The 22,063-nt window shown below is 64.9% G+C and carries 23 protein-coding genes; 19 read left to right on the forward strand and 4 right to left on the reverse strand.

What is annotated here, in order from left to right; genetic code table 11:
• Positions 1–79 precede the first annotated feature (79 nt).
• The 4 genes from JOD47_RS14410 (at position 80) to JOD47_RS14425 (ending at position 5,495) form a co-directional block, all read left to right on the forward strand.
• Positions 80–1,072, forward strand: coding sequence for a bifunctional riboflavin kinase/FAD synthetase (locus JOD47_RS14410; RefSeq protein WP_204535274.1), 993 nt, complete (start codon positions 80–82; stop codon positions 1,070–1,072).
• 115 nt (positions 1,073–1,187) lie between these two features.
• Positions 1,188–1,457, forward strand: a complete 270-nt coding sequence (gene rpsO / locus JOD47_RS14415; protein ID WP_056548475.1) for a 30S ribosomal protein S15 — start codon at positions 1,188–1,190, stop codon at positions 1,455–1,457.
• Between the two features lie 294 nt (positions 1,458–1,751).
• A complete protein-coding gene (locus JOD47_RS14420; protein ID WP_204536762.1) occupies positions 1,752–4,025 on the forward strand; it encodes a polyribonucleotide nucleotidyltransferase in 2,274 nt (757 codons plus the stop codon).
• Positions 4,026–4,127: 102 nt separating this feature from the next.
• A complete protein-coding gene (locus JOD47_RS14425; RefSeq protein ID WP_372432825.1) occupies positions 4,128–5,495 on the forward strand; it encodes a M16 family metallopeptidase in 1,368 nt (455 codons plus the stop codon).
• Positions 5,496–5,518: 23 nt separating this feature from the next.
• Here the strand turns inward: JOD47_RS14425 and JOD47_RS14430 are convergent, their stop codons facing one another.
• The gene (locus tag JOD47_RS14430) at positions 5,519–5,770 is read right to left on the reverse strand and encodes a MoaD/ThiS family protein (RefSeq protein ID WP_204535276.1); all 252 of its coding nucleotides are present in this window, start codon (positions 5,768–5,770) and stop codon (positions 5,519–5,521) included.
• Between the two features lies 1 nt (position 5,771).
• Positions 5,772–6,842, reverse strand: a complete 1,071-nt coding sequence (gene moaA, locus JOD47_RS14435; RefSeq protein WP_204535278.1) for a GTP 3',8-cyclase MoaA — start codon at positions 6,840–6,842, stop codon at positions 5,772–5,774.
• A 146-nt stretch (positions 6,843–6,988) separates the two neighbouring features.
• Between moaA and JOD47_RS14440 the strand changes: the two genes are divergently transcribed.
• Genes JOD47_RS14440 through JOD47_RS14465 form a run of 6 tightly spaced genes read left to right on the forward strand, consistent with a single transcriptional unit; the run spans position 6,989 to position 10,926 of the window.
• Complete coding sequence (locus JOD47_RS14440) at positions 6,989–8,302, forward strand: molybdopterin molybdotransferase MoeA (protein ID WP_204535280.1); 1,314 nt, start codon at positions 6,989–6,991, stop codon at positions 8,300–8,302.
• Positions 8,299–8,778 (forward strand): cyclic pyranopterin monophosphate synthase MoaC, encoded by a 480-nt coding sequence (gene moaC, locus JOD47_RS14445; protein ID WP_204535281.1) that lies wholly within the window; start codon positions 8,299–8,301, stop codon positions 8,776–8,778. Before JOD47_RS14440 ends, moaC begins: the two co-directional genes overlap by 4 nt.
• Positions 8,775–9,257, forward strand: coding sequence for a MogA/MoaB family molybdenum cofactor biosynthesis protein (locus JOD47_RS14450; protein ID WP_204535284.1), 483 nt, complete (start codon positions 8,775–8,777; stop codon positions 9,255–9,257). Before moaC ends, JOD47_RS14450 begins: the two co-directional genes overlap by 4 nt.
• On the forward strand, positions 9,247–9,678 hold the full coding sequence (locus JOD47_RS14455; RefSeq protein ID WP_204535286.1) for a molybdenum cofactor biosynthesis protein MoaE: 432 nt from the start codon (positions 9,247–9,249) through the stop codon (positions 9,676–9,678). Before JOD47_RS14450 ends, JOD47_RS14455 begins: the two co-directional genes overlap by 11 nt.
• A gap of 16 nt (positions 9,679–9,694) precedes the next feature.
• Positions 9,695–10,453 carry a 4-hydroxy-tetrahydrodipicolinate reductase gene (dapB, locus tag JOD47_RS14460; RefSeq protein ID WP_204535288.1) on the forward strand — a complete coding sequence of 253 codons (759 nt, stop codon included), beginning with the start codon at positions 9,695–9,697 and terminating at the stop codon, positions 10,451–10,453.
• An 8-nt stretch (positions 10,454–10,461) separates the two neighbouring features.
• Positions 10,462–10,926, forward strand: a complete 465-nt coding sequence (locus tag JOD47_RS14465) for a hypothetical protein (protein WP_307836309.1) — start codon at positions 10,462–10,464, stop codon at positions 10,924–10,926.
• Here the strand turns inward: JOD47_RS14465 and JOD47_RS14470 are convergent, their stop codons facing one another.
• On the reverse strand, positions 10,927–12,108 hold the full coding sequence (locus JOD47_RS14470) for a heparan-alpha-glucosaminide N-acetyltransferase domain-containing protein (RefSeq protein ID WP_204535292.1): 1,182 nt from the start codon (positions 12,106–12,108) through the stop codon (positions 10,927–10,929). It abuts the gene before it with no gap.
• Between the two features lie 43 nt (positions 12,109–12,151).
• On the opposite strand from JOD47_RS14470, the gene dapA reads away from it, so the two are divergent.
• From dapA to JOD47_RS14500, 6 genes are all read left to right on the forward strand, one after another.
• Positions 12,152–13,075, forward strand: coding sequence for a 4-hydroxy-tetrahydrodipicolinate synthase (gene dapA, locus JOD47_RS14475; protein ID WP_204535294.1), 924 nt, complete (start codon positions 12,152–12,154; stop codon positions 13,073–13,075).
• Positions 13,076–13,093: 18 nt separating this feature from the next.
• Positions 13,094–14,785 (forward strand): ribonuclease J, encoded by a 1,692-nt coding sequence (locus tag JOD47_RS14480; RefSeq protein ID WP_204535296.1) that lies wholly within the window; start codon positions 13,094–13,096, stop codon positions 14,783–14,785.
• Positions 14,786–14,836: 51 nt separating this feature from the next.
• Positions 14,837–17,662 (forward strand): FtsK/SpoIIIE family DNA translocase, encoded by a 2,826-nt coding sequence (locus JOD47_RS14485; RefSeq protein ID WP_204535298.1) that lies wholly within the window; start codon positions 14,837–14,839, stop codon positions 17,660–17,662.
• 9 nt (positions 17,663–17,671) lie between these two features.
• Positions 17,672–18,262: a CDP-diacylglycerol--glycerol-3-phosphate 3-phosphatidyltransferase gene (pgsA, locus tag JOD47_RS14490; RefSeq protein ID WP_204535301.1), complete on the forward strand. Its 591-nt coding sequence runs from the start codon at positions 17,672–17,674 to the stop codon at positions 18,260–18,262.
• Complete coding sequence (locus tag JOD47_RS14495; RefSeq protein ID WP_204535303.1) at positions 18,259–18,792, forward strand: CinA family protein; 534 nt, start codon at positions 18,259–18,261, stop codon at positions 18,790–18,792. The genes pgsA and JOD47_RS14495 overlap by 4 nt, the downstream gene beginning before the upstream one ends.
• 95 nt (positions 18,793–18,887) lie before the next feature.
• Positions 18,888–19,328 carry a helix-turn-helix domain-containing protein gene (locus JOD47_RS14500; RefSeq protein ID WP_239548115.1) on the forward strand — a complete coding sequence of 147 codons (441 nt, stop codon included), beginning with the start codon at positions 18,888–18,890 and terminating at the stop codon, positions 19,326–19,328.
• Positions 19,329–19,391: 63 nt separating this feature from the next.
• On the opposite strand, the gene JOD47_RS14505 is transcribed toward JOD47_RS14500, so the two are convergent.
• A complete protein-coding gene (locus JOD47_RS14505; protein WP_204535305.1) occupies positions 19,392–19,865 on the reverse strand; it encodes a MarR family winged helix-turn-helix transcriptional regulator in 474 nt (157 codons plus the stop codon).
• A 41-nt stretch (positions 19,866–19,906) separates the two neighbouring features.
• Here JOD47_RS14505 and JOD47_RS14510 point away from each other — a divergent pair, with 41 nt between their 5' ends.
• The 3 genes from JOD47_RS14510 (at position 19,907) to JOD47_RS14520 (ending at position 22,009) form a co-directional block, all read left to right on the forward strand.
• A complete protein-coding gene (locus tag JOD47_RS14510) occupies positions 19,907–20,125 on the forward strand; it encodes a DUF3046 domain-containing protein (protein ID WP_204535307.1) in 219 nt (72 codons plus the stop codon).
• Positions 20,126–20,344: 219 nt separating this feature from the next.
• Complete coding sequence (gene recA / locus JOD47_RS14515) at positions 20,345–21,406, forward strand: recombinase RecA (RefSeq protein WP_204536766.1); 1,062 nt, start codon at positions 20,345–20,347, stop codon at positions 21,404–21,406.
• A gap of 6 nt (positions 21,407–21,412) precedes the next feature.
• A complete protein-coding gene (locus tag JOD47_RS14520) occupies positions 21,413–22,009 on the forward strand; it encodes a regulatory protein RecX (RefSeq protein ID WP_239548116.1) in 597 nt (198 codons plus the stop codon).
• The last annotated feature ends 54 nt before the right edge of the window (positions 22,010–22,063 follow it).

Genomic DNA, 22,063 nt, shown 5'->3' on the forward strand with positions numbered 1-22,063 from the left:
AACCGGCCGCAACCATCGGCCATAATGAAAGGAACGACGAAGGGCTCCTGCTGCCCGTCCAACCGCTAGAGGGAGATGCGTGTTCTACTGGAGAGACCTGGCCGACGTGCCGGAAGGTTTCGGTCCCGCAGTCATCACCATCGGCAACTTCGACGGAGTGCACCGTGGCCACCAGAGCGTGCTTGGGCAGCTTGTTTCCGCCGCCCGGGAACGGGATGCCGCTGCCGTCGTCATTTCCTTCGAGCCGCATCCCGCACAGGTCCACCGCCCGGAAAGTGCTCCGGAGCTCATCATGGGACTGCAGGACAGGGTGGAAACCCTCGCTGACACCGGCATCGATGGCCTGCTGATGATGCACTACACCCTCGAGCTTGCCGCGCTCACCCCCGAGGAGTTCGTCCAATCCGTCCTGGTTGACGGACTGCGTGCCAAGGCGGTCGTCATTGGTCACGATGTGCGGTTCGGACGCGGTAATTCCGGTGACCTCTCCACCATGCGGACACTGGGCGGGCAACTGGGTTTTGATGTCCTTGTCATCGATGACTATGGCTCGAGCCTGCAGAGCACGACGGCGGCAGCCGGGGAGCGCCGCTGCTCATCGACCTGGGTGCGTGAGGCGCTGGTAGACGGCAATGTCACCACTGCCGCCCGCATCCTGGGCAGGCCCCACCGCATGCGCGGCGTTGTTGTTCACGGCGCGGCACGCGGGCGGGCGCTGGGGTTTCCGACGGCAAACCTGTCGCCGGACTCAACCGGCTTCATTCCGGCAGACGGCATCTACGCCGGCTGGCTCATTGACAGCAGTCAGGTCCGCTGGCCCGCCGCGATCTCCGTCGGCTCCAATCCGACGTTCAAGGGAGTCAGCAGGCAGGTCGAGGCCCACGTCATCGACCGCCCGCAGGAGGACATCGATGTCTTCGATCTGTACGGGCAGACCGTCATCGTGGAATTTGTCCGACGCCTGCGCGGAATGGTCGCCTACCGCGGGCCGGAAGCGCTGATCGAACAGATGCGGCTGGACGTCAACCAGACCCGCACCGTGCTTTCGACAGAACAGCGCACGTACGGGTAAAGTTGAGTGCGGTCCTGCTGCAGTCCGTGGTTGCTGGGCCACCGCCGGAGCTCCGCTCGCTTGCGAGGGGAACCGGCATCTACTTTGTTCACGGTACAACTCATAGGAGTTATTTGTGGCACTTGACGCCGCTCTGAAGCAGGAAATCATCAAGCAGTACGCAACTTCCGAGGGTGACACCGGTTCGCCCGAGGTGCAGATTGCAATGCTTTCCCGCCGCATTCTCGACCTGACCGAACACCTCAAGATGCACAAGCATGACCACCACACCCGTCGTGGCCTGCTGCTGCTGGTGGGTCGCCGTCGTCGTCTGCTGGATTACCTGCGCGACACCGACATCACGCGCTACCGTACGCTCATCGAGCGCCTCGGCCTGCGCCGTTAGTTAGACTGTGAGGCGGCGCCTTCCTTCGGGAAGGGGCCGCCTTCAACTTTGCGGGCCTTACAGCGCCCACGAAGTGCCGCACTCACAAAGGGTGCACAGCAGTACCAAGTTCATAACCAGGAGTCAGGCGGACACGCAGGCATTCGCGGTCCTCGGTAGTGGTCTCCGGGAAACCATCGTGTGGTGGTCTTCCCGTGGACCTCGATCGAAGACCGGGTGCCACAACCCGTCCTAACGGCGTTGACCAGCAAAACGCCGCCTGCCTCCGCCACCAAAGAAACGGAGGTGACTCTCTTGGAGGGTCCCGAAATCCAGTTCGCCGAAGCCGTCATTGACAATGGGCGGTTTGGCCAGCGCACTGTTCGCTTCGAAACCGGGCGCGTCGCCCAGCAGGCCGCAGGCGCTGCCATGGTCTACATTGACGAAGAAACTGCGCTCCTCTCGGCCACTACTGCCGGAAAGTCCCCGCGTGAAGGTTTCGATTTCTTCCCGCTGACCGTGGACGTCGAGGAGCGTATGTACGCTGCCGGCCGCATCCCGGGCTCGTTCTTCCGCCGTGAAGGCCGCCCGTCCACCGAAGCGATCCTCGCCTGCCGCCTGATGGACCGCCCGCTGCGTCCCGCTTTCGTCAAGGGTCTGCGCAACGAGGTCCAGATCGTCGTCACCGTGCTGGCCATCAACCCGGACGTGCGCTATGACGTCGTCGCAATCAACGCGGCTTCCATGTCCACGCAGCTTTCGGGTCTGCCGTTCTCCGGGCCGATCGGCGGCGTGCGCGTTGCGCTCGTGTCCGACGGTTCCGGTGAAGACCAGTGGATCGCCTTCCCGAAGCACTCCGAGCTCCAGAACTCCGTCTTCGACATGGTCGTAGCAGGCCGGGTTGTCGGCGATGACGTCGCCATCATGATGGTCGAGGCTGAAGCCACCGACAATTCGTGGTCACTCATCAAGGACGACGGCGCTACCGCACCCACCGAGGAGGTTGTCGCCGACGGTCTCGAGGCCGCGAAGCCCTTCATCCGCGCACTGTGCGAAGCCCAGGCAGACCTCGCGGGCCGGGCTGCAAAGCCAACCGTCGAGTTCCCCGTGTTCAAGGACTACGAGGACGACGTCTTCGCAGCCGTCGAAAGCTCGGCAGGCTCACGCCTGGCCGAGATCTTCACGATCGCTGACAAGCAGGAGCGCGAAACCGCAGCGAACAGCTACCGTACGGAGACCATCGAGTCCCTCGCCGGCCAGTTCGAAGGCCGCGAGAAGGAAATCGCCGGTGCCTTCAACTCCCTCACCAAGAAGGTTGTGCGCCAGCGGATCCTTCGCGACCAGGTGCGTATCGACGGCCGTGGCCTGAGCGACATCCGCAAGCTCACCGCCGAGGTCGAGGTCCTCCCGCGTGTTCACGGTTCGGCCATTTTCGAGCGCGGCGAGACCCAGATCATGGGTGTCACCACGCTGAACATGCTCAAGATGGAACAGCAGATCGACTCGCTGTCGCCGGTAACGCGCAAGCGCTACATGCACAACTACAACTTCCCGCCGTATTCCACGGGTGAGACCGGACGCGTCGGATCGCCGAAGCGCCGCGAAATCGGCCACGGCGCACTTGCCGAGCGTGCACTCGTCCCGGTGCTTCCCAGCCGCGAGGAATTCCCGTACGCCATCCGCCAGGTCTCCGAGGCCCTCAGCTCCAACGGCTCCACCTCGATGGGTTCGGTCTGCGCTTCGACGCTTTCCCTGCTCAATGCCGGTGTGCCGCTGAAGGCTCCGGTTGCCGGCATCGCCATGGGCCTGGTGTCCGATGAGGTTGACGGTCAGACCCGCTACGCTGCGCTGACCGACATCCTGGGTGCTGAAGATGCTTTCGGCGACATGGACTTCAAGGTTGCCGGCACTTCGGAATTCGTCACTGCCATCCAGCTGGACACCAAGCTGGACGGGATCCCCGCATCGGTGCTCGCCGCAGCGCTGAAGCAGGCACGCGAAGCCCGCCTGCACATCCTCGGTGTGCTTGAGGCAGCAATCGACACGCCGGATGAGCTCTCCGAGTTCGCTCCCCGCATCATCTCGGTGAAGATTCCTGTCGACAAGATCGGCGAGGTCATCGGCCCCAAGGGGAAGATGATCAACCAGATCCAGGAAGACACCGGCGCTGACATCTCGATCGAAGATGACGGCACGGTGCTGATTGGCGCCACGAACGGCGAGTCGGCCGAGGCAGCACGGGCAGCCGTGAATGCCATTGCCAACCCGCAGGTTCCGGAAATCGGCGAGCGCTACGTGGGCACGGTCGTCAAGACCACCACCTTCGGTGCATTCGTCTCGCTGACACCGGGCAAGGACGGCCTGCTCCATATCTCGGAGCTGCGCAAGCTGGCCGGCGGCAAGCGGGTGGACAACGTCGACGACGTGGTTTCCGTGGGCCAGAAAGTCCAGGTCGAGATCACCAAGATCGATGACCGCGGAAAGCTCTCCCTCTCGCCCGTTGTTGCAGAGGAAGCCGGCGAAGCCGCTTCAGACGACGCTCCCCGCGCGCATGCGCAGGATGCCGCTGAGGGCGACGACGACAACTAGGCGCCAACAACCAACTGTTGGGCTCACGCTCGAATGAACAAACCGGCGGCTCCGCGGCGAAACTGATGTTCGCCGCGGAGCCGCTGGCGTTGAGGAGAATGAATGACTGAAACAGGACAGGGCACCGGCGTGCTGCTGCCGCTGACGCCGAGCGGACCGGACAGCAGGTCCATGCTCGTTGCGGGGACATCCGGAGGAGCAGTGGTCCGTCGCTCCGTCCTGCCGGGAGGCGTGCGCGTGCTCACCGAGGCTATGCCGGGCCAGCGCTCGGCAAGCATCGGTTTCTGGGTGGGAGTGGGATCCCGGGACGAGGCGGAGGGCGAGCACGGGTCCACGCACTTCCTTGAGCACCTGCTCTTCAAGGGGACCGAGCGCCGGACAGCGCTCGATATCGCAGCGGCCTTCGACGAGGTCGGCGGAGAATCCAACGCTGCGACGGCGAAGGAAAACACCTGCTACTACGCGAGGGTCCTTGACACCGACCTGCCCATGGCGATCGACGTCATCGCCGACATGGTGACCTCGGCCGTCATCGACCCCGAGGAACTCGAGCAGGAGCGGCACGTCATCCTGGAAGAGATTGCAATGGACAGCGATGATCCCTCCGACGTCGCACACGAGAAGTTCGTGGAAGCCGTCCTTGGCTCTCATCCCCTCGGCCGCCCCATCGGCGGCACGCCGGAAGCTATCAAGGCGATCGCGCGGGAATCAGTGCTGCAGCACTATCGCCGCTACTACCGCCCGGAGGAGCTCGTGGTCACCGCCGCGGGAGGGCTTGACCACGAAGTCGTCTGCTCGCTCGTCGTTCAGGCCCTGCAGCGGGCCGGGTGGGAACTTGCGGACGACGCGGCACCGGTGCCGAGGCGTGCGCCGGTTCGGGCCGTCCTCAACGAATCCGGGGGAGTGCAGGTCATCCGCCGCGCCGTCGAACAGGCCAACGTCCTGGTCGGTTGCCCGGCGCTGACTGCCACTGATGACCGGCGGTTTGTGATGAGCGTACTCAACGCGGTGCTCGGCGGAGGCATGTCCTCCCGGCTGTTCCAGGAGATCCGCGAGAGGCGTGGGCTCGCCTATTCGACCTACTCCTTCGCGGCGTCGTATGCGGACGCCGGCTACTTCGCCATGTACGCAGGATGCAGCCCGGCCAAAACAGGCCAGGTCATCGGCCTGCTCAGTGCAGAGCTGGAGCGCCTGGCTGCCGAGCCGGTGAGCGATGAGGAACTGCGGCGCGCCGTGGGACAGCTCTCCGGCGGAATGGTCCTGTCCCTCGAGGACAGCGGTTCACGGATGTCCAGGCTCGGCCGCGCAGAGCTGGTCAGCGGCGAGTTCCTTGGGCTGGATTTGACGCTTGAGCGGGTGAGGGCCGTGACTGCCGCGCAGGTGCAGCACCTTGCCCGTGAGCTGGCGGAGGCGCCGCGCACCATCACGGTCGTCGGGCCGTTCGACAGCGAAGCCGAGCTGGGACTGTAATTCCGGCCCGATATCCTGCCGCCCTAGCCGCCGGCGAACGGCGGCAGGATATCGAGCACATCACTGTGCCGGATGGGCCCGCTCCGGTCGCGCAGGGCCACCTCATTGAGCAGGAAGCTGCTTCGATCGAGCACACGCGCCATGGACGGTTGGCCGTCCGGGTGGAGCGCCCGAATCTTTCCGAGAACCTCTTCCAGCGCGACGCCGTCCAGCTCGAGGCGCTCTTCAGGGACGCCCGCGGCAGCCTGTGCCGCGCCGAAGTATCGAACCAGCACCTCAGCCGCCGATCGCGCTCATGGAGCGGTCAGGCTGTACGAAATCCGCAGCGCCGAGTCCCGTATGGTCCATGCCGTGCGCCTTGGGCTTGGCCCACATAGCCTCCTGCCAGCGCAGTGCAATCGCGGCGTCGTCGGCGTCTGACCGGAGCAGGTCCCTCAGGTCCGTCTCCTCCCGGGAGAAGAGGCAGCTCATGATCTTGCCCTCGGCAGTAACGCGGGTACGCCTGCAATCGGCGCAGAACGGCTCCGTGACGGAGGCAATGATGCCGACGGTGCCAAGGACGACGTCGGGCTCATCCGGCCTGCGAACCTCCCACCGTTCAGCCGGGGCACCGTCACGGTTGCGCGGATCGGGAGTGAGCAGGAACCGCTCGCTGAGCCGCTCACGCATTTCCGATGCGGTAATCATCCCCTCGCGGGTCCAGCCGTGATCTGCATCGAGGGGCATCTGCTCGATGAACCGCAGCTCGAAGCCGCGGGACACGGCCCATTCCAGCAGATCCGGCGCCTCATGATCGTTGATGCCCCGCATCAGCACGGCATTGATCTTCACGAGGCCAAGCCCGACGGCGGCTGCCGCTTCAATGCCCCGGAGGACCCGGTCAAGGAAGGGGCGCCGCGTCAGCTGCGCGAAGGTGTCAGGGTGGAGCGAGTCCATGGAGACATTGATGCGGGTCAGGCCTGCGTCCTTCAGCCGCTGGGCCTTTTTGTCCAGGCCGAGTGCGTTGGTGGTCAGCGATATGGGTAGGTCCGGGTGATTGGCCCGGATTTCCGTGATGATGTCGAGCAGGTCAGCCCGCACAAGCGGCTCGCCCCCTGTCAGACGCAGTTCGCGTATTCCCAGGAGATTCACGCCGATGCCTACGAGCCGAACGATCTCCCCGCGGGAGAGCACCTGATCCTTCTGCAGCCATTCAAGCCCTTCGGCGGGCATGCAGTAGGTACAGCGAAGATTGCACTTGTCCGTCAGCGAGAGCCGCATGTCCGTGGCCCGGCGGCCGTAGGAGTCGAGCAGCCCGTCAACAGGTGCCGGCGCGCCTATGCGCGGTGTGCCGAGTGGGATTCCCATAGTCCGAGGTTACGCCCTTCGTTCCGGTGCCTCCATCAGCGGTCCACATTCCGGGCGCATCCTGCACGCTCACGCGGCTAGGCTGATAGCTGCGGCTCTTGATGCCGCACCACAAATGTCAGGGCGGGTTGATACAACGGGGCGTAATGACACGATCAGTAGAAGAACACCAGCAGGCCGTACTCGGGCTGCTGCGCTATAGCAGCGCCTTCGCCGAGGGGGCGCCGGAAACACTGTCGCTGGAAGCTGCGCGTGGCCGGGTGCTCGCCGGGGACGTCCTGTCCCCGGTGAACCTGCCTACGTTCGACAACTCCCAGATGGACGGCTACGCGGTTCACGGCGATGATCTCGCCGGCATCGGGCCGCTTCATCTCGCGGTCGCGCCCCCGGTGCCGGCTGGTGCCGAGCCCGCTGCCCTGGAGCCGGGTCACGCGGCTCCCATCATGACGGGAGCCATGATTCCGGAAGGTGCAGCCGCCGTCGTGCCCATAGAGAAGGCGGTGCCCCCGCAGTTTCCCACTGCCGGACAGTACCGCGGGGAGCCGGCCCTCACCGTCGAGTTGCCGGTGGCCCAGGAAGGCTCATTCATCCGTCGTGCCGGCAGTGACCTGGAAGCGGGGAGCGTTGCCCTCGAAGCCGGCACCCTGCTGGGGCCCTCCCAGCTCGGACTGGCCGCGGCCTGTGGGCTGGCGACGGTGCCGGTGCGCCCGCGTTTCCTTGTCCTTCTGCTCAGCACCGGAGACGAGGTTCAGGAACCCGGAACGGAGCTGGCGCCCGGCCGCATCTTCGATGCCAACACCACACTGCTGACGACGGCGCTGGAGGAAGCGGGCGCGCAGGTGCAGCGGCACAGCGTGGTGGCTGACAACCCGGAGGAGCTGCGGGGCGCTCTCGAGAACATCGGCCGGCCGGTCAATCTCATCCTGAGCACCGGAGGAATCAGCCAGGGCGCCTATGAGGTCGTGAAGCAGGCCCTGGCTGACAGCAGCGTGGAGTTCCTTTCGGTGGCGATGCAGCCGGGCGGACCGCAGGCGATCGGCACCATCAACGGGGTGCCGTTCCTTGGATTCCCCGGCAACCCGGTGAGCGCCCTGGTCTCCTTCGAAATGTTTCTCCGCCCGGCGCTAGGCACGGTGACGGGGATCCCCGGGAACCGTGTCTGCCTGCCGGCACGGCTCACCGAGGACGTCCAGTCACCCGAAGCCAAGCACCAGGTCCGTCGCGGCATCTACACGGACCGGTCAGGTCAGGGGGAGGGGATCGGCGACGTCACGCTGCTTGGCGGGCCGGGCTCCCACCTGCTGCACGCCCTCGCGGCATCGAACGCGCTTGTACACCTGCCGGCCGGTACGGGAACGGTGGAGGCGGGAACGCCGGTCGCCGTGTGGCTGCTGGGCGAACTCCGCGGAGGCACCCAACCGCTTCATCCCAGCAACCCCAATAGAGAGGCGCTGACATGACCACACCTGACTCCCGGCTCACCCACGTCCGTGAGGACGGTTCGGCGCACATGGTCGATGTTTCCGAGAAGGCGGTAACCGCCCGCCAGGCGACCGCGCAGAGCATCCTGCGGACAACGCCGCGCGTGCTTGCGCTCATTGCCGACGGCGATCTTCCGAAGGGCGATGCACTCGCTGTAGCCCGGGTAGCGGGGATTATGGCGGCAAAACAGACGTCGGCACTGATCCCGTTGTGCCATCCGCTGCCGTTGAGCAAGGTGACGATTGATTTCACGCCGGAGGGTGGCGCCGTCGTCATTCAGGCAACGGTGAAGACCACCTCGGTGACCGGCGTGGAGATGGAGGCGCTGACCGCGGCATCAGTTGCTGCCCTCACGCTGTACGACATGATCAAGGCCGTGGACAAGCACGCAGTCGTCACGGATATCAAGGTGCTGGCGAAATCAGGCGGCAAGAGCGGGGACTGGGTCGCATGAGCAAGCAACGGACCGCGGCGCTGATCATCGCGTCGACCCGCGCGGCGGCGGGCGTCTACCAGGACGAGTGCGGGCCCCTGATCCAGCGGTGGCTGGTCGCGAAAGGCTATGCCGTGCAGCGGGCCGAAGTGGTTCCGGACGGTGATGCCGTACGCGACGCGCTGACGACGTGCCTCGCCGGGAAACCTTCGGTGCTCATCACCAGCGGAGGCACCGGACTCAGCGCCGATGATGTCACCCCCGAGCTCACCGATCCCTTCCTTACCCGGTCCCTGCCCGGGATCATGGAAGCAGTACGCCGGGCCGGCGCTGCGAAGACACCCATGGCGGCGTTGAGCCGCGGTCACGCGGGCGTCGCGGAGAGCACATTCCTGATCAACCTTCCGGGTTCACCGAAAGCCGTGCAGGACGGCCTGGACGTTCTGGAACCCATCCTCGATCACATCTGTGCACAACTGGAGGGAAGTCATGAGCACTAGCACCGTTCTCCACGCAGGAGTCTCCGACCAGCCGCTCGACCTGAACCATGCCCTGGCCGTCGTCGGTTCCGCTGACTGCGGTGCCGTCGTCGGTTTCGGCGGCGTGGTGCGCAATCACGACGGCGGGCGGCAGGTTGACCGGCTGGGCTACAGTGCCCACCCTTCCGCAGGCAGCGTGATTGCCGAGATCGCCACGGAGGTCGCCGGGAAGTACGACGGCGTACGCATCTGGGTGGCGCACCGCACCGGTCCGCTGGAGATCGGGGATCCGGCCCTGGTCGCTGCCGTTGCCTCCGGCCACCGCGGAGAAGCCTTTGCCGCCTGCACCGAGCTGGTCGATACCGTCAAGGAACGAGCGCCGATCTGGAAGGAGCAGTTCTTCGCGGACGGCGACGTCGAATGGGTCGGAGCGGATGGCTGACACTATTCTTGAATTCATGACACAACCTGTTCCTGTTGCCGTGCTCGGCGCGTCCGGACGGATGGGATCCGAGGCCGTGAAGGTCATCGATGCCGCCGGTGATCTGCAGCTTGTAGCGGCGCTTGGCAGGAATGACCGGCTTGAGGAGCTGGTGGCGGCCGGAGCCCGGGTTGTGGTTGACCTCACCGTTCCGGACAGCACCGAGCAGAACGTTGCCTTCGCCGTCGAACATGGAATCCACGCGGTTGTGGGCACTACCGGCTGGGACCCGGAGCGGCTCGGCCGGCTTCAGGATCTGCTGGGGCACAACCCGCAGGTGGGTGTGCTCATCGCGCCCAACTTTGCCCTCGGATCCGTGCTGGCGACAGCTTTCGCCGCACGGGCAGCGAAGTATTTCGAGTCGGTCGAGGTGATCGAACTGCATCACCCGGACAAGGTGGACGCCCCGTCCGGCACCGCTGAGCGAACAGCGGCGCTCATCGCCAAAGCCCGCGCCGAAGCCGGACTTGCTGCCAGCCCTGACGCCACCCGTTCGTCCAGGGACGGCGCGCGTGGCTGCAATATTGATGGCGTCCGGGTTCACTCCGTACGGCTCCGAGGTCTGGTGGCGCACCAGGAGGTACTGTTCGGCGGGATCGGAGAGCAGCTGACAATCCGTCATGACTCGTTCCACCGTGAGTCCTTCATGCCCGGCGTTCTCCTCGGAGTCCGGGAAGTGGGTTCCCATCCCGGCTTGACGGTTGGACTGGACGGCTACCTGGACCTGCAGGCGTGAGGCGTGCCGTGAACTTCCTGAAGCAACACCGCGTCAAAACAGGCGTGGTTTTCGTCACTGTACTGCTTGCGTTTTGGCTGATTGTGGCGCTGCAGCGGAGCGTCATTCTGTTGACAGACCCGGAACCGGTGGCCAAAGCCCTCGGGGTTGCGTACCTCCTGCTTCCGCTGATCGGAGCGTGGGCGCTGATTCGTGAACTTTCGTTCGGCGCCCAGACCGAGCGGATGGCATCTGCGCTGCACACAGAGGGAGGATTGCCCGTTGATGACCTCCCCCGGACACCGGCCGGCCGGATTGTCCGTGAGGCAGCGGACGCCCAGTTCCCGGCCTACCAGGCGGACGCGGAGACAAATCCGGGCGACTGGCGTTCCTGGTTTCGGCTGTCTTGCGCGTACGACGCCGCCGGGGACCGCACCCGTGCGCGCCGCAGCATGCGGCATGCGGCGAAGCTGTTTCGCGGCAGGCCGGACTGACTAACGGTTCCGGACAGCGCCCGCCGACCGGGCCACGTCGCTGGCTCCGGCTGCCACATACTCCAGCGGACCGCGAGCGCCCAGTTTCCGCAGCAACAGCCCGACCGCGATGAATACAGCGGCCTGGGCCCAGTACACCGGCGCCGGATCCAGCGGGACCTCCTGCTGGTCGACAATGCTCATGATCCAGATATGCAGTGAATACAGGGTCAGTGTCATGGCGCCGGGAGCCGAGAGCGGCAGAAGCAGCCACTGCAGCCGCCTGGTTACCAGAAGGCACAGCCCGACGACGGCTGCGGCCGTTCCGGCGGTATGCATCAGATCGAGCGGCGTCCCGGAATGCGGGGCGCTGACCGCCAACCACCACCAGGTTCCGGTCTGGTCGATGCCGGTGAGGCTCACCGGCAGCATGGCTTCAATGTCGTAACGCCGGCCCTGGGGAGTTTCGAGCAGCACGGCCAGCCCGCCCAGCGGTCCCAGCAGGGAAGCGCTGACGAACTTTGACAGTCCCGCGAGCCCGACGCCCGCAACAAGCAGTCCGGCCTGCACACCGAATGACCTCAGGTTCAGCCGACCGATCAGCATGCCCAGTAGCAGGTAGCTCAGCCACTGGAGCGCCGGGTAGTAGCCGGTCACGAGGATGTCCGCGAGCAGGGTCACGGGCTGGACGAAATGCTCAAGCGCAGGGTTGCCGTCGAGGTCGGAGGGATTGATGTTGGTTCCAACCCAGGGACGCAGGAGAAAAGCCGCGACCGGGGACAATAGCGTCCACCCGGCCGCCCACCAGCAGAGCCTGCGCAACGGCATCCCGATGAACGGCAGCGCCATCAGGAACAGGATGCCGTAATGGAAGAGGATCACTGCGATATTGGTTTCGAGCCCCCCCAGCATCAGTCCCACCATCGAGATCACGACCGCTCGGGCCGCAATCCCGCGCCGGTCTCGGGAGATACCGGCGCGGTCGTGCATCCTGCTGCCGCCGCTGAGCAACGCCAGCCCGATTCCTGCGACGAGCGCGAACAGGGCCGAGGATCGCCCGGAGAAAGTTGCACCTATCCACGATGCCTCCGAGGTCCCCTCCACATAGAGCGGAAAAACGTGGGTGGACATCATGCCGAAGAGGGCGATGCCCCTGGCCGCGTCAATGCCGCTGAGCCGGCCCGGGGTTTGTGTGATGGCCATGATGGAATGTTCTCACGCCTGCCGCAGCGGGTAAGTTTGATCCATGGCTGCCTCCGACATTCGCCCGCTCCCATTCGGCTCCCTCGTCACCGCGATGGTGACACCGTTCACCGCTGACGGCGCAGTGGACTTTGATGCTACGGCGGCGCTGGCTGTCCGCCTGGTCGAGGATGGGTGCGACGGCCTCGTCGTATCGGGGACTACGGGTGAAACCTCCACCCTGGAGGATCAGGAAAAGGAAGACCTGTTTCGGGTGGTCGCGGAGGCTGTCGGTGGCCGCGCGAAAGTGATTGCCGGTACCGGTACCAACCACACCTCGCACTCCGTCGAGATGGCTCAGCGCGCGCAGCGCGCCGGCGCAGACGCGCAGCTGGTTGTGACCCCGTACTACAACAAGCCCACCCAGGCGGGCGTACTGGCGCATTTCGATGCCGTTGCCGGCGCGTCGGACCTGCCGATCATGATTTACGACATTCCGGGCCGGGCTGGAATCCCCATCAGCACGGAGACCATGATCCGTCTGGCCGACAATCCGAAGATCCTCGCGCTGAAAGATGCGAAGGCAGACTACGCAGCGGTGACCCGCGTGCTTGCCAACACTGCCCTGGACGTCTACGCCGGCGACGACGGACTGACGCTGCCGTGGATGGCAGCCGGCGCCGTCGGCGTCGTCAGCGTCAGCGCCCACGTTGCCACGGTGCAGTTCCGGTCCCTCGTGGACGCACTGGCCGCTGGTGACCTAGCCACGGCACGGAAGATCCATTTCGACCTGGACCCCGTTGTGCGCGCCGTCATGACGCATATCCCGGGCGCGGTCTCCGCCAAGCAGATCCTGCGGATGCAAGGTGTGCTGGCCAACTCCGTGGTGAGGCTGCCGCTGGTCGAGCCCACCGCCGTCGAGATGGAACCGGTACTCACTCACCTCGCCGAGGCGGGTTGGGACTTTTCCGCGGGCTCAACCCGCTAGCATCCGGAAGGCCGACCCATGACAGAAGTCGCAGGAAGCGCACTCGTTCCGCCTCCACCGCTCGCCGAGGGAACGCTCAGGGTGGTTCCGCTGGGCGGCCTCGGTGAGATCGGCCGTAACATGGCCGTCTTCGAAATCAGCGGGAAGCTGCTGATCGTGGACTGCGGAGTTCTGTTCCCCGAGGAGACCCAGCCCGGCGTCGACCTGATCTTGCCCGATTTCTCCTACATCGAGGATCGCCTGGATGACATCGTGGGCCTGGTGCTCACTCACGGACACGAGGATCACATCGGTGCAGTGCCGTACCTCCTGCGCCTCAAGAACGACATTCCGCTGATCGGTTCCCAGCTGACGCTTGCGTTGATTGAGGCGAAGCTCCAGGAACACCGGATCAAGCCGTTCACGCTCACCGTCGCCGAAGGCCAGATCGAGCAGTTCGGGCCCTTTGAATGCGAGTTCATCGCGGTCAACCACTCCATCCCTGACGCGCTTGCCGTCTTCATCCGCACCGAGGCCGGCACTGTGCTGCACACGGGCGATTTCAAGATGGACCAGTTGCCGCTTGACGGCCGTATCACCGACCTGCGCGCCTTCTCACGGCTGGGAGAAGAGGGCGTCGACCTGTTCATGGTTGACTCCACCAACGCCGATGTTCCCGGTTTCACCACCGCTGAGCGTGAGATCGGTCCGGAGCTGGACCGGCTCTTCGGCCAGGTGAGCAAGCGTGTCATCGTCGCATCCTTCTCCTCACACATCCACCGCGTGCAGCAGGTGCTCGACGCCGCGGCGGCCCACGGCCGGTTCGTCTGCTTCGCAGGCCGCTCCATGGTGCGCAACATGACGATCGCCGCCAAGCTGGGATACCTGCGCGTACCTGACGGAATCCTGGTCGACGTCAAGAACGTGGACAACCTTCCCGACGACCGGGTGGTCCTGATGTCCACGGGATCACAGGGCGAGCCGATGGCTGCGCTTTCACGCATGGCCAACGGGGACCATCAGATCACCGTCGGCAAGGGGGACACGGTCATCCTTGCCTCCTCGCTCATCCCCGGCAACGAGAATGCCGTCTTCCGGGTCATCAACGGGCTCCTCAAGCTGGGTGCCGATGTCATCCACAAGGGCAATGCCCGGGTGCACGTGTCCGGTCACGCGGCTGCCGGTGAACTGCTCTACTGCTACAACATCCTCAAGCCGAAGAACGTCATGCCCGTCCACGGTGAAACCCGGCACCTTATCGCCAACGGGAAGCTCGCCATCCAGACCGGTGTCCCGGTGGAAAACGTCCTCCAGACCGACGACGGCTCCGTGGTGGACCTCTCGGGCGGCGTCGCCCGGATCGTCGGCGCAGTCGAGTGCGGTTACGTCTATGTGGACGGCTCCAGCATCGGCGAGATCACCGACGCCGATCTGAAGGACCGGCGCATCCTCGGTGAGGAAGGCTTCATCTCGATCATCACGGTGGTCAACCGCAGCACGGGGACGATCGTTTCCGGCCCGGACATCCACGCGCGCGGCTTCGCCGAAGATGACTCTGTGTTCGATGACATCAAGCCGAAGATCAGCAGCGCACTGGCAGAAGCGGTCATGAGCAACAAGGATCATACGGCGCATCAGCTGCAGCAGGTCGTTCGCCGGGTTGTGGGGACCTGGGTCAACCGTCGCTACCGGCGCCGCCCGATGATCATTCCGGTTGTGCTTGAAGCCTGACGGGCGCGCTAATCCCGGGAACTCCGGGTGCGGTCCGGTACCGTAGCGGGTATGGCGACTCGTACTTCCCCCACAGCGCCGCGAGGTTCACAGCCGCGGGCTCCGAAGCCGCGAGGTTCCCAGCAGCCGCGCTCCGGCAGCACCTCGGCGGCCGCGCGCGGCTCAACTGCGCGAGGCACAAGCAAGACCCAACCGCTGCCGGCAGCGGAAGAGAAGCTGCCACTGCCGTTGCGGGCCGTCCGTGGTTTCTGGATGGGCCTGGCCCATCTTGTCGCGGGCGCCATCCGGAAGTTCGGTCACGATGTGCAGCCGCAGAAGGACCTTCGAAGGGACGGCACGGGTTTTTTTCTCTTCCTGTGCGCGGCGGCCATTGCCACCGTTGAGTGGTGGGCGCTGCCCGGGCCGGTTGCCGGCGTCGTGCATGCCGTTGCGGGAGGCTCAGTGGGCTGGATGGCGCTGCTGCTGCCCTTTGTCCTGCTGATTGGCGCAGTACGGCTCTTCCGGTACCCGGAGAACCCGCGTGCCAACAACCGGATCGGCATCGGGCTCACCGTTCTGACGTTCGCGGGCGCGGGCATCGCCCACCTGGTGGGCGGGCAGCCCGAGCTCGCCGCGGGACTGAACGCGCTGTGGCAGGCCGGCGGTGTCATCGGTTGCCTGGTTGCCGGACCCGCCGCTGCGATCCTCTCTGTCTGGCCTGTTGCCGCGGTACTCACCTTCCTGGTGTTCGTGAGCATCCTCATCGTCACGGCCACTCCGTTCCGCCACATTCCGTCACGGCTGCGCCAGCTCTACGAACACCTCATGGGACAGGACCTGCATGAGGGCAGCGCGGACGGCGACGATCACGATCAGAGCTACCTGTCCGACCGCGAACGCGCGGCGACCAAACCCAGGAAGAAGTCCCGCCTGTTCGGGAAGAAGAACTCGGACCAGGATGATGACCTGGACGGCTACGTGGGCGATGAAGCCTTCGAACGCGCAGTGCTCGACGACGACGGCGACACTGCCTCATCGCCGTCCGTTCCCCCGGGTGTGCGCCGACCCACCCAGCAGGAGCTCGCCACCGAGAAGATCAAGCGCAATCACGGGCTGGGGGAGGCAGAACCTGCAACCGAAGCCATGTCCGTACTTCCGGCGGCGAGCGCGCCGGCCGCCCAGCCCGCCCCGGTCCCGTCCAATCCGGTTCAGCCCCAGGCTCCCACCACACCGATCCCGCAGCGCACCGAGCAGCTTTCCCTCGCCGGCGACGTGACGTACACGCTGCCGCCCTCGGATTACCTGCCGCCAGGGACTCCGCCCAAGGAACGATCGGAGGCCAACGACGCGGTCGTTGCCGCCCTCACCCACACCCTTGAGCAGTTCAACGTGGATGCAAAGGTCACCGGGTTCTCACGCGGACCGACGGTGACGCGCTACGAGATCGAACTGGCGTCGGGCACCAAGGTGGAGCGTGTGACGGCGCTGTCCAAGAACATCTCCTACGCAGTCGCCAGCTCGGACGTGCGCATCCTGTCGCCGATTCCGGGCAAGTCCGCCATCGGCATCGAGATTCCGAACACAGACCGCGAGACTGTCTCACTGGGTGACGTCCTCCGGTCCGGCAATGCCCGCAAGACGGACCACCCGATGGTCATGGGCGTCGGCAAGGACGTCGAGGGCGGATTCGTGGTCGCGAATCTCGCCAAGATGCCTCACCTGCTCGTCGCGGGTGCCACCGGTGCTGGTAAGTCCTCCTTCGTGAACTCGATGATCACGTCCATCCTCATGCGGGCCACCCCGGATGAGGTCCGCATGATCATGATCGACCCCAAGCGGGTGGAACTCACCGCCTACGAGGGCGTCCCGCACCTGATCACGCCGATCATCACCAACGCCAAAAAGGCAGCGGAAGCGCTGCAATGGGTAGTCCGTGAGATGGACACCCGCTACGACGACCTCGCCAACTACGGCTACAAGCACATCGACGACTTCAATAAGGCGGTCCGTAACGGCAAGGTTGTGCCGCCGCCGGACTCCAAGCGCGTGGTGCGGCCGTACCCGTACCTGCTGGTGATGGTCGACGAGCTGGCGGACCTGATGATGGTCGCCCCGCGTGACGTCGAGGACTCAATCGTCCGGATCACCCAGCTGGCCCGGGCAGCGGGCATCCACCTGGTGCTCGCTACCCAGCGGCCGTCGGTGGACGTCGTGACCGGCCTGATCAAAGCCAACGTGCCGTCCCGCATGGCATTCGCGACGTCGTCCGTGACTGACTCCCGGGTGGTCCTCGACCAGCCGGGCGCCGAGAAACTGATCGGGCAGGGCGACGCACTCTTCCTGCCCATGGGTGCGTCGAAGCCCATGCGTGTCCAGGGTGCCTGGGTGACCGAGTCGGAGATCCACCGCGTGGTGGAACACGTCAAGGAACAGTTGAAAGCCGTCTATCGCGATGACGTGGCGGTGGAAGCACCGAAGAAGCAGATCGACGACGACATCGGGGATGATCTCGAGGTCCTGCTGCAGGCGACGGAGCTTGTTGTGACGACGCAGTTCGGTTCGACGTCGATGCTTCAGCGCAAGCTCCGCGTGGGTTTCGCGAAGGCCGGACGCCTGATGGACCTGCTGGAGTCCAGGGGAGTGGTCGGCCCATCCGAAGGATCCAAGGCGCGCGACGTCCTCGTAAAGCCCGATGACCTCGGTCCGGTTCTCGCCGCGATGCGGGGCGATGACGCACCTGCGCCGGCCGCAGCGCCGGACACGGATCAGCCGCGCTACCAGCCGGGCGGTCCCGCGGACCTGGTCGCGGAGGACCTGGAAACGCGTCCGCAAGCCGTGGATTACAACGACAACGACGAAGACGGCACCGAAGACGCCTGGGAGCTGACAGGCAGGTAGCCTTGAGCCGTGAGTAATTCTGACGCTGGAGCGGTACCAGTCCTGAACGTCGCGAATGTGCTGACGGTCGTGAGAATCCTGCTGGTACCGTTCTTCGTCTGGTTCCTGCTGGCCGATTCCGGCGACGGCGGGCTTTACCGCTGGCTCGCGGTAGCCACGTTCGCGGTGGCAATCTACACGGACAAGCTCGACGGCGACCTCGCACGCAGCCGCGGCCTCATCACAAACTTCGGGAAGATTGCGGACCCGATCGCGGACAAGCTGCTCATCGGTTCCGCTCTGATTCTCCTGTCCGCGCTGGGGGAGCTTTGGTGGTGGGTGACCATCGTCATCCTTGTCCGCGAGCTCGGGATCACCCTGCTCAGGTTCGCAGTCATCCGTTATGGAGTCATGCCCGCCTCTCGTGGTGGCAAGCTGAAGACCGTCGTTCAAACGCTGGCTATCTTCCTCTACCTGCTGGTGCCGGCGCTCGGCGACTGGGCGTGGTGGCCCGCCGTCGTCGTCATGATGGCTGCCCTGGCCATCACCGTGGTGACCGGGGCGGACTATGTGATGCAGGCTGTCCGTCTGCGGCGCTCGGCGCGTAACTCCGCACTGTGACTTCCGGCGCTGGGACGTCAGGCGGGTTCGGCGGGTCCGCGCCCGAGCGGGCTGTGCTCCTCGCGCAGGCGCGCGGGCTCACCATCGCCACGGGAGAATCATTGACCGCCGGGATGGTTGCAGCCGCCCTCGCCTCGGTTCCGGGGGCTTCGACCGTGCTGCGCGGCGGCGTCGTGTCCTATCACCGGGACGTGAAGGCAGCCCTGCTCGGTGTTGAACCAGAACTTCTGGAGCGTGTGGGCGCCGTCGACGCGGAGGTAGCGAGGCAGATGGCCATGGGTGCCAGGAACGGCTGTGGCGCCGATATCGGCGTGTCCACCACCGGTGTGGCAGGACCGGAAGCGCATGAAGGGAAAGAGGTGGGCACTGTCTTCATCGGCGTGGTGTCGGCATTCATCAGCACGGTCCGGGAATATCGCTTCCACGGAAGCAGGGGCCAGATCCGGGAGGCAACATGTGCGGCTGCGGTGATGCTGCTCACGGAGGCGCTTGAGCTCGAGCCCGCGGGAACAAACGGAGTTCCGCAATAGTTATCAATAGTGTCCAGCGCGGAGAAGCAAGACGGGCTAGGCTTAAAAGCAGACGGCGGCGAGAGCGGCCAGCACAAGGGAGTTAGGCGATACACATGGTAAAGCAACCCGTATCCGTGAACGGTGTTATCCGTTGGCGGGATGTGGGGTTGGCAGAAGACCCGCAACGTAAGCCGAAGGAGCGCAAGATGGTCGTTTTACGCCACGAGATCGGAGACGTCCTCCGTGACGTCCGCCAGCGCCAGGGCCGCACGCTCAGGGAAGTTTCCCACAGCGCAAGGGTCTCCCTCGGTTACCTCAGCGAGGTGGAACGGGGCCAGAAGGAAGCGTCCTCGGAGCTGCTGTCCTCTATCTGCTCTGCACTCGATGTACCGCTGTCGATCATGCTCCGGGAGGTCAGCGACCGGCTGGCAGAAGCCGAAGGGGTTGCTGTTCCAGACACCGTTCCGCAGGAGTTCGCCCAGCAGTTCGGCGGGGACATGCCGGAAGATTTCACCGGCGGTTTCAGCAGGGGACTGGCAGTCACCAAGAACTGACAACGGTTCAACTCACCTTGTACAGGGAGGCTCGCCCAATGCGGCGGGCCTCTTTCATGTCTACTACCAGTTGTCTCTTGTGTAAGTCTGGTTCAGCTGGGAAATGAGATCCCCGAGCGTCGTGAGGTCCGAAAGGCTCCAATCCTCCATCAGCTGATGGAAGGCCTCCTTGCGGGCTTCCTGTGCTGTGGACAGCTGCGTCAATCCGTCCGCGGTGAGGCTGATCGACTGGGCGCGGCCATCCAGCGGATCTGCGGTTTTCTGCACCAGGCCCAGGTGTTCGAGCATGGCGATCTGGCGGCTGACGGAGGGCTTGCCGACACCGATGCTGGCGGCCAGGTCGGTCAGGCGCATGGAGCCCTCCCGCTGTAGGATGACCAGCAGTCCGTAGGCGGCCGGCTCCATGTCCGGGTGGACCCGCCGCGCCACCTTGTAGGAGTTTGACCGAGCACGCCGCCACAGCATACTGAGTTGTTGTTCCAACGCCTGAACGGCAGCATCGACGGAAGCTTCGGGTTCCTGGCGGTCAACAGTCATGCGTTTCATTCTAGGGTTTATCTGAAGAAGGAGGATGCAGCATGCGCACGAGTGATTTCTGGCGGTTCATGGACGATGAATTCGGGCCGGCCTACTCAAGGACGCTGGCCCAAACACTGCATCTGTCCGGACTCGGCGACCGCACCCCGGCCGCGGCCCTGCAGGCGGGCGCTGACCCGAGGGCCGTCTGGCTGGCGGTCTGCGACATGCAGGACGTGCCCGAGCACCGAAGGCTCGGACGCGACGTGAAACCCCGATAGCCGGCTCGAACACGCCGGGTGAATCAATCGAATATGTGTTCGGACCGGGACTATGCTGGACCCAGAACATTCCCACGCCACTCGTCCTCCACAGTTCCGCCGGATCAGGTGTGATGTCCACATCGGATGCCCTGCCGGGCAAATTGTCGGAGGGGGACGCTACGGTCAAGGGGAAGAGAAAAACAGGCCCTGGGGGCCATGAGTAAACCGAGGTGAATGATGGCCGTACCAGCCGATCGTGAAAAGGCTCTCGAAGCCGCACTGGCACAGATTGACAAGCAATACGGCAAGGGCTCCGTCATGCGCCTTGGGGACGAGGTCCGCGCTCCTATTGAGACCATTTCCACCAGTTCGATCGCGCTCGACGCAGCGCTCGGCATAGGTGGTCTGCCGCGAGGCCGGGTAGTGGAAATCTATGGGCCGGAATCGTCGGGTAAAACCACCGTCGCCCTGCACGCTGTGGCCAATGCCCAGCGCAACGGCGGCATCGCTGCGTTCATCGACGCCGAGCACGCGCTGGATCCCGAGTACGCCAAGAGGCTTGGCGTGGACACTGACGCTCTACTGGTCTCCCAGCCGGACACGGGTGAGCAGGCGCTGGAGATCATGGACATGCTTGTGGGCTCGGGTTCCATTGACATCGTCGTGATCGACTCCGTTGCCGCCCTCGTTCCTCGCGCCGAGATCGAGGGTGAAATGGGTGACAGCCATGTGGGGCTGCAGGCTCGGTTGATGAGCCAGGCGCTGCGCAAGATCACCGGCCGTCTGAGCCAGACCAAGACAACCGCCATCTTCATCAACCAGCTTCGCGAGAAGATCGGTGTATTCTTCGGCAGCCCTGAAACCACCACAGGCGGCAAGGCGCTGAAGTTCTACGCATCGGTGCGTATCGACGTGCGTCGCATTGAAACGCTCAAGGAAGGCACCAACCCGGTCGGTAACCGTACCAGGGCCAAGATCGTCAAGAACAAGATGGCTCCGCCGTTCAAGCAGGCGGAGTTCGACATTCTCTACGGCTTCGGGATCTCCCGCGAGGGCGGGCTGATCGATGTTGGAGTGGAGAACGGTCTCGTGAAGAAATCCGGAGCATGGTTCACCTATGACGGAGACCAGTTGGGACAGGGCAAGGAGAACGCCCGCAAGTTCCTGCTCGATAACCCGGACCTGGCGGATGAGCTCGAGCAGAAAATTCGGCTGAAGCTGGGCGTCGGAGGTGCGGTGGAAGCGGAGCCGGAGCAGGATGGTCCCAAGCTGAAGGCAGTCGGCGGCGAGGGCCGCTAGCGGTCCATGAACGGATTCTCCGGAATGCCGGGTGCAGCACCGCAGCGCGGCGCCCGGCGTTCAGCACGGAAGAGCAGTCCTCGGGCTCCCACGCCAGGATCGCCCGCTGACCTCACGCCCGAGGCCGATCCCCATGAGGTGGCACGCTCCATCGTTCTGCGCCAGCTCTCCATGGCCCCGCGCAGCCGGCACCAGCTCAACACCAAGCTTCGTGAGCGGGGTGTCTCAGAGGAGGTGGCGGCTGACATCCTGGATCGCTACGAAGAAGTTCAACTGATCGATGACGCCGAGTTTGCCCGCATGTATGTGCGGAGTCGGGCACAAACCAGATCGCTCGCGCGGTCGGCCATCAAACGCGAGCTTGCTGACAAAGGCATCACCGGAGAGCTGGCCGAGGACGCGCTGCTTCAGCGCACAGATGAGGATGAGCGCTCTGCAGCGGAGGACCTTGTGCAACGGAAGGTGAGGCCCCTTGCCGATCCTGCTGACCGCGCATCCCGTGACAAGCAGGTGCGCCGGCTTGTGGCGATGCTCGGACGCAAGGGCTACGCGCCGTCCCTCGCATTTTCCATAGTCAAGGACGTTCTGGACCGCCAGGAGTAGAGGCAACCGCCCGCTCCTGCGCGGCGGTAGCCGGTCGGATTGGGGCTGAGCGCG

This window comes from Arthrobacter tumbae (assembly GCF_016907495.1).
Taxonomy (GTDB): Bacteria; Actinomycetota; Actinomycetes; order Actinomycetales; family Micrococcaceae; genus Arthrobacter_D; species Arthrobacter_D tumbae.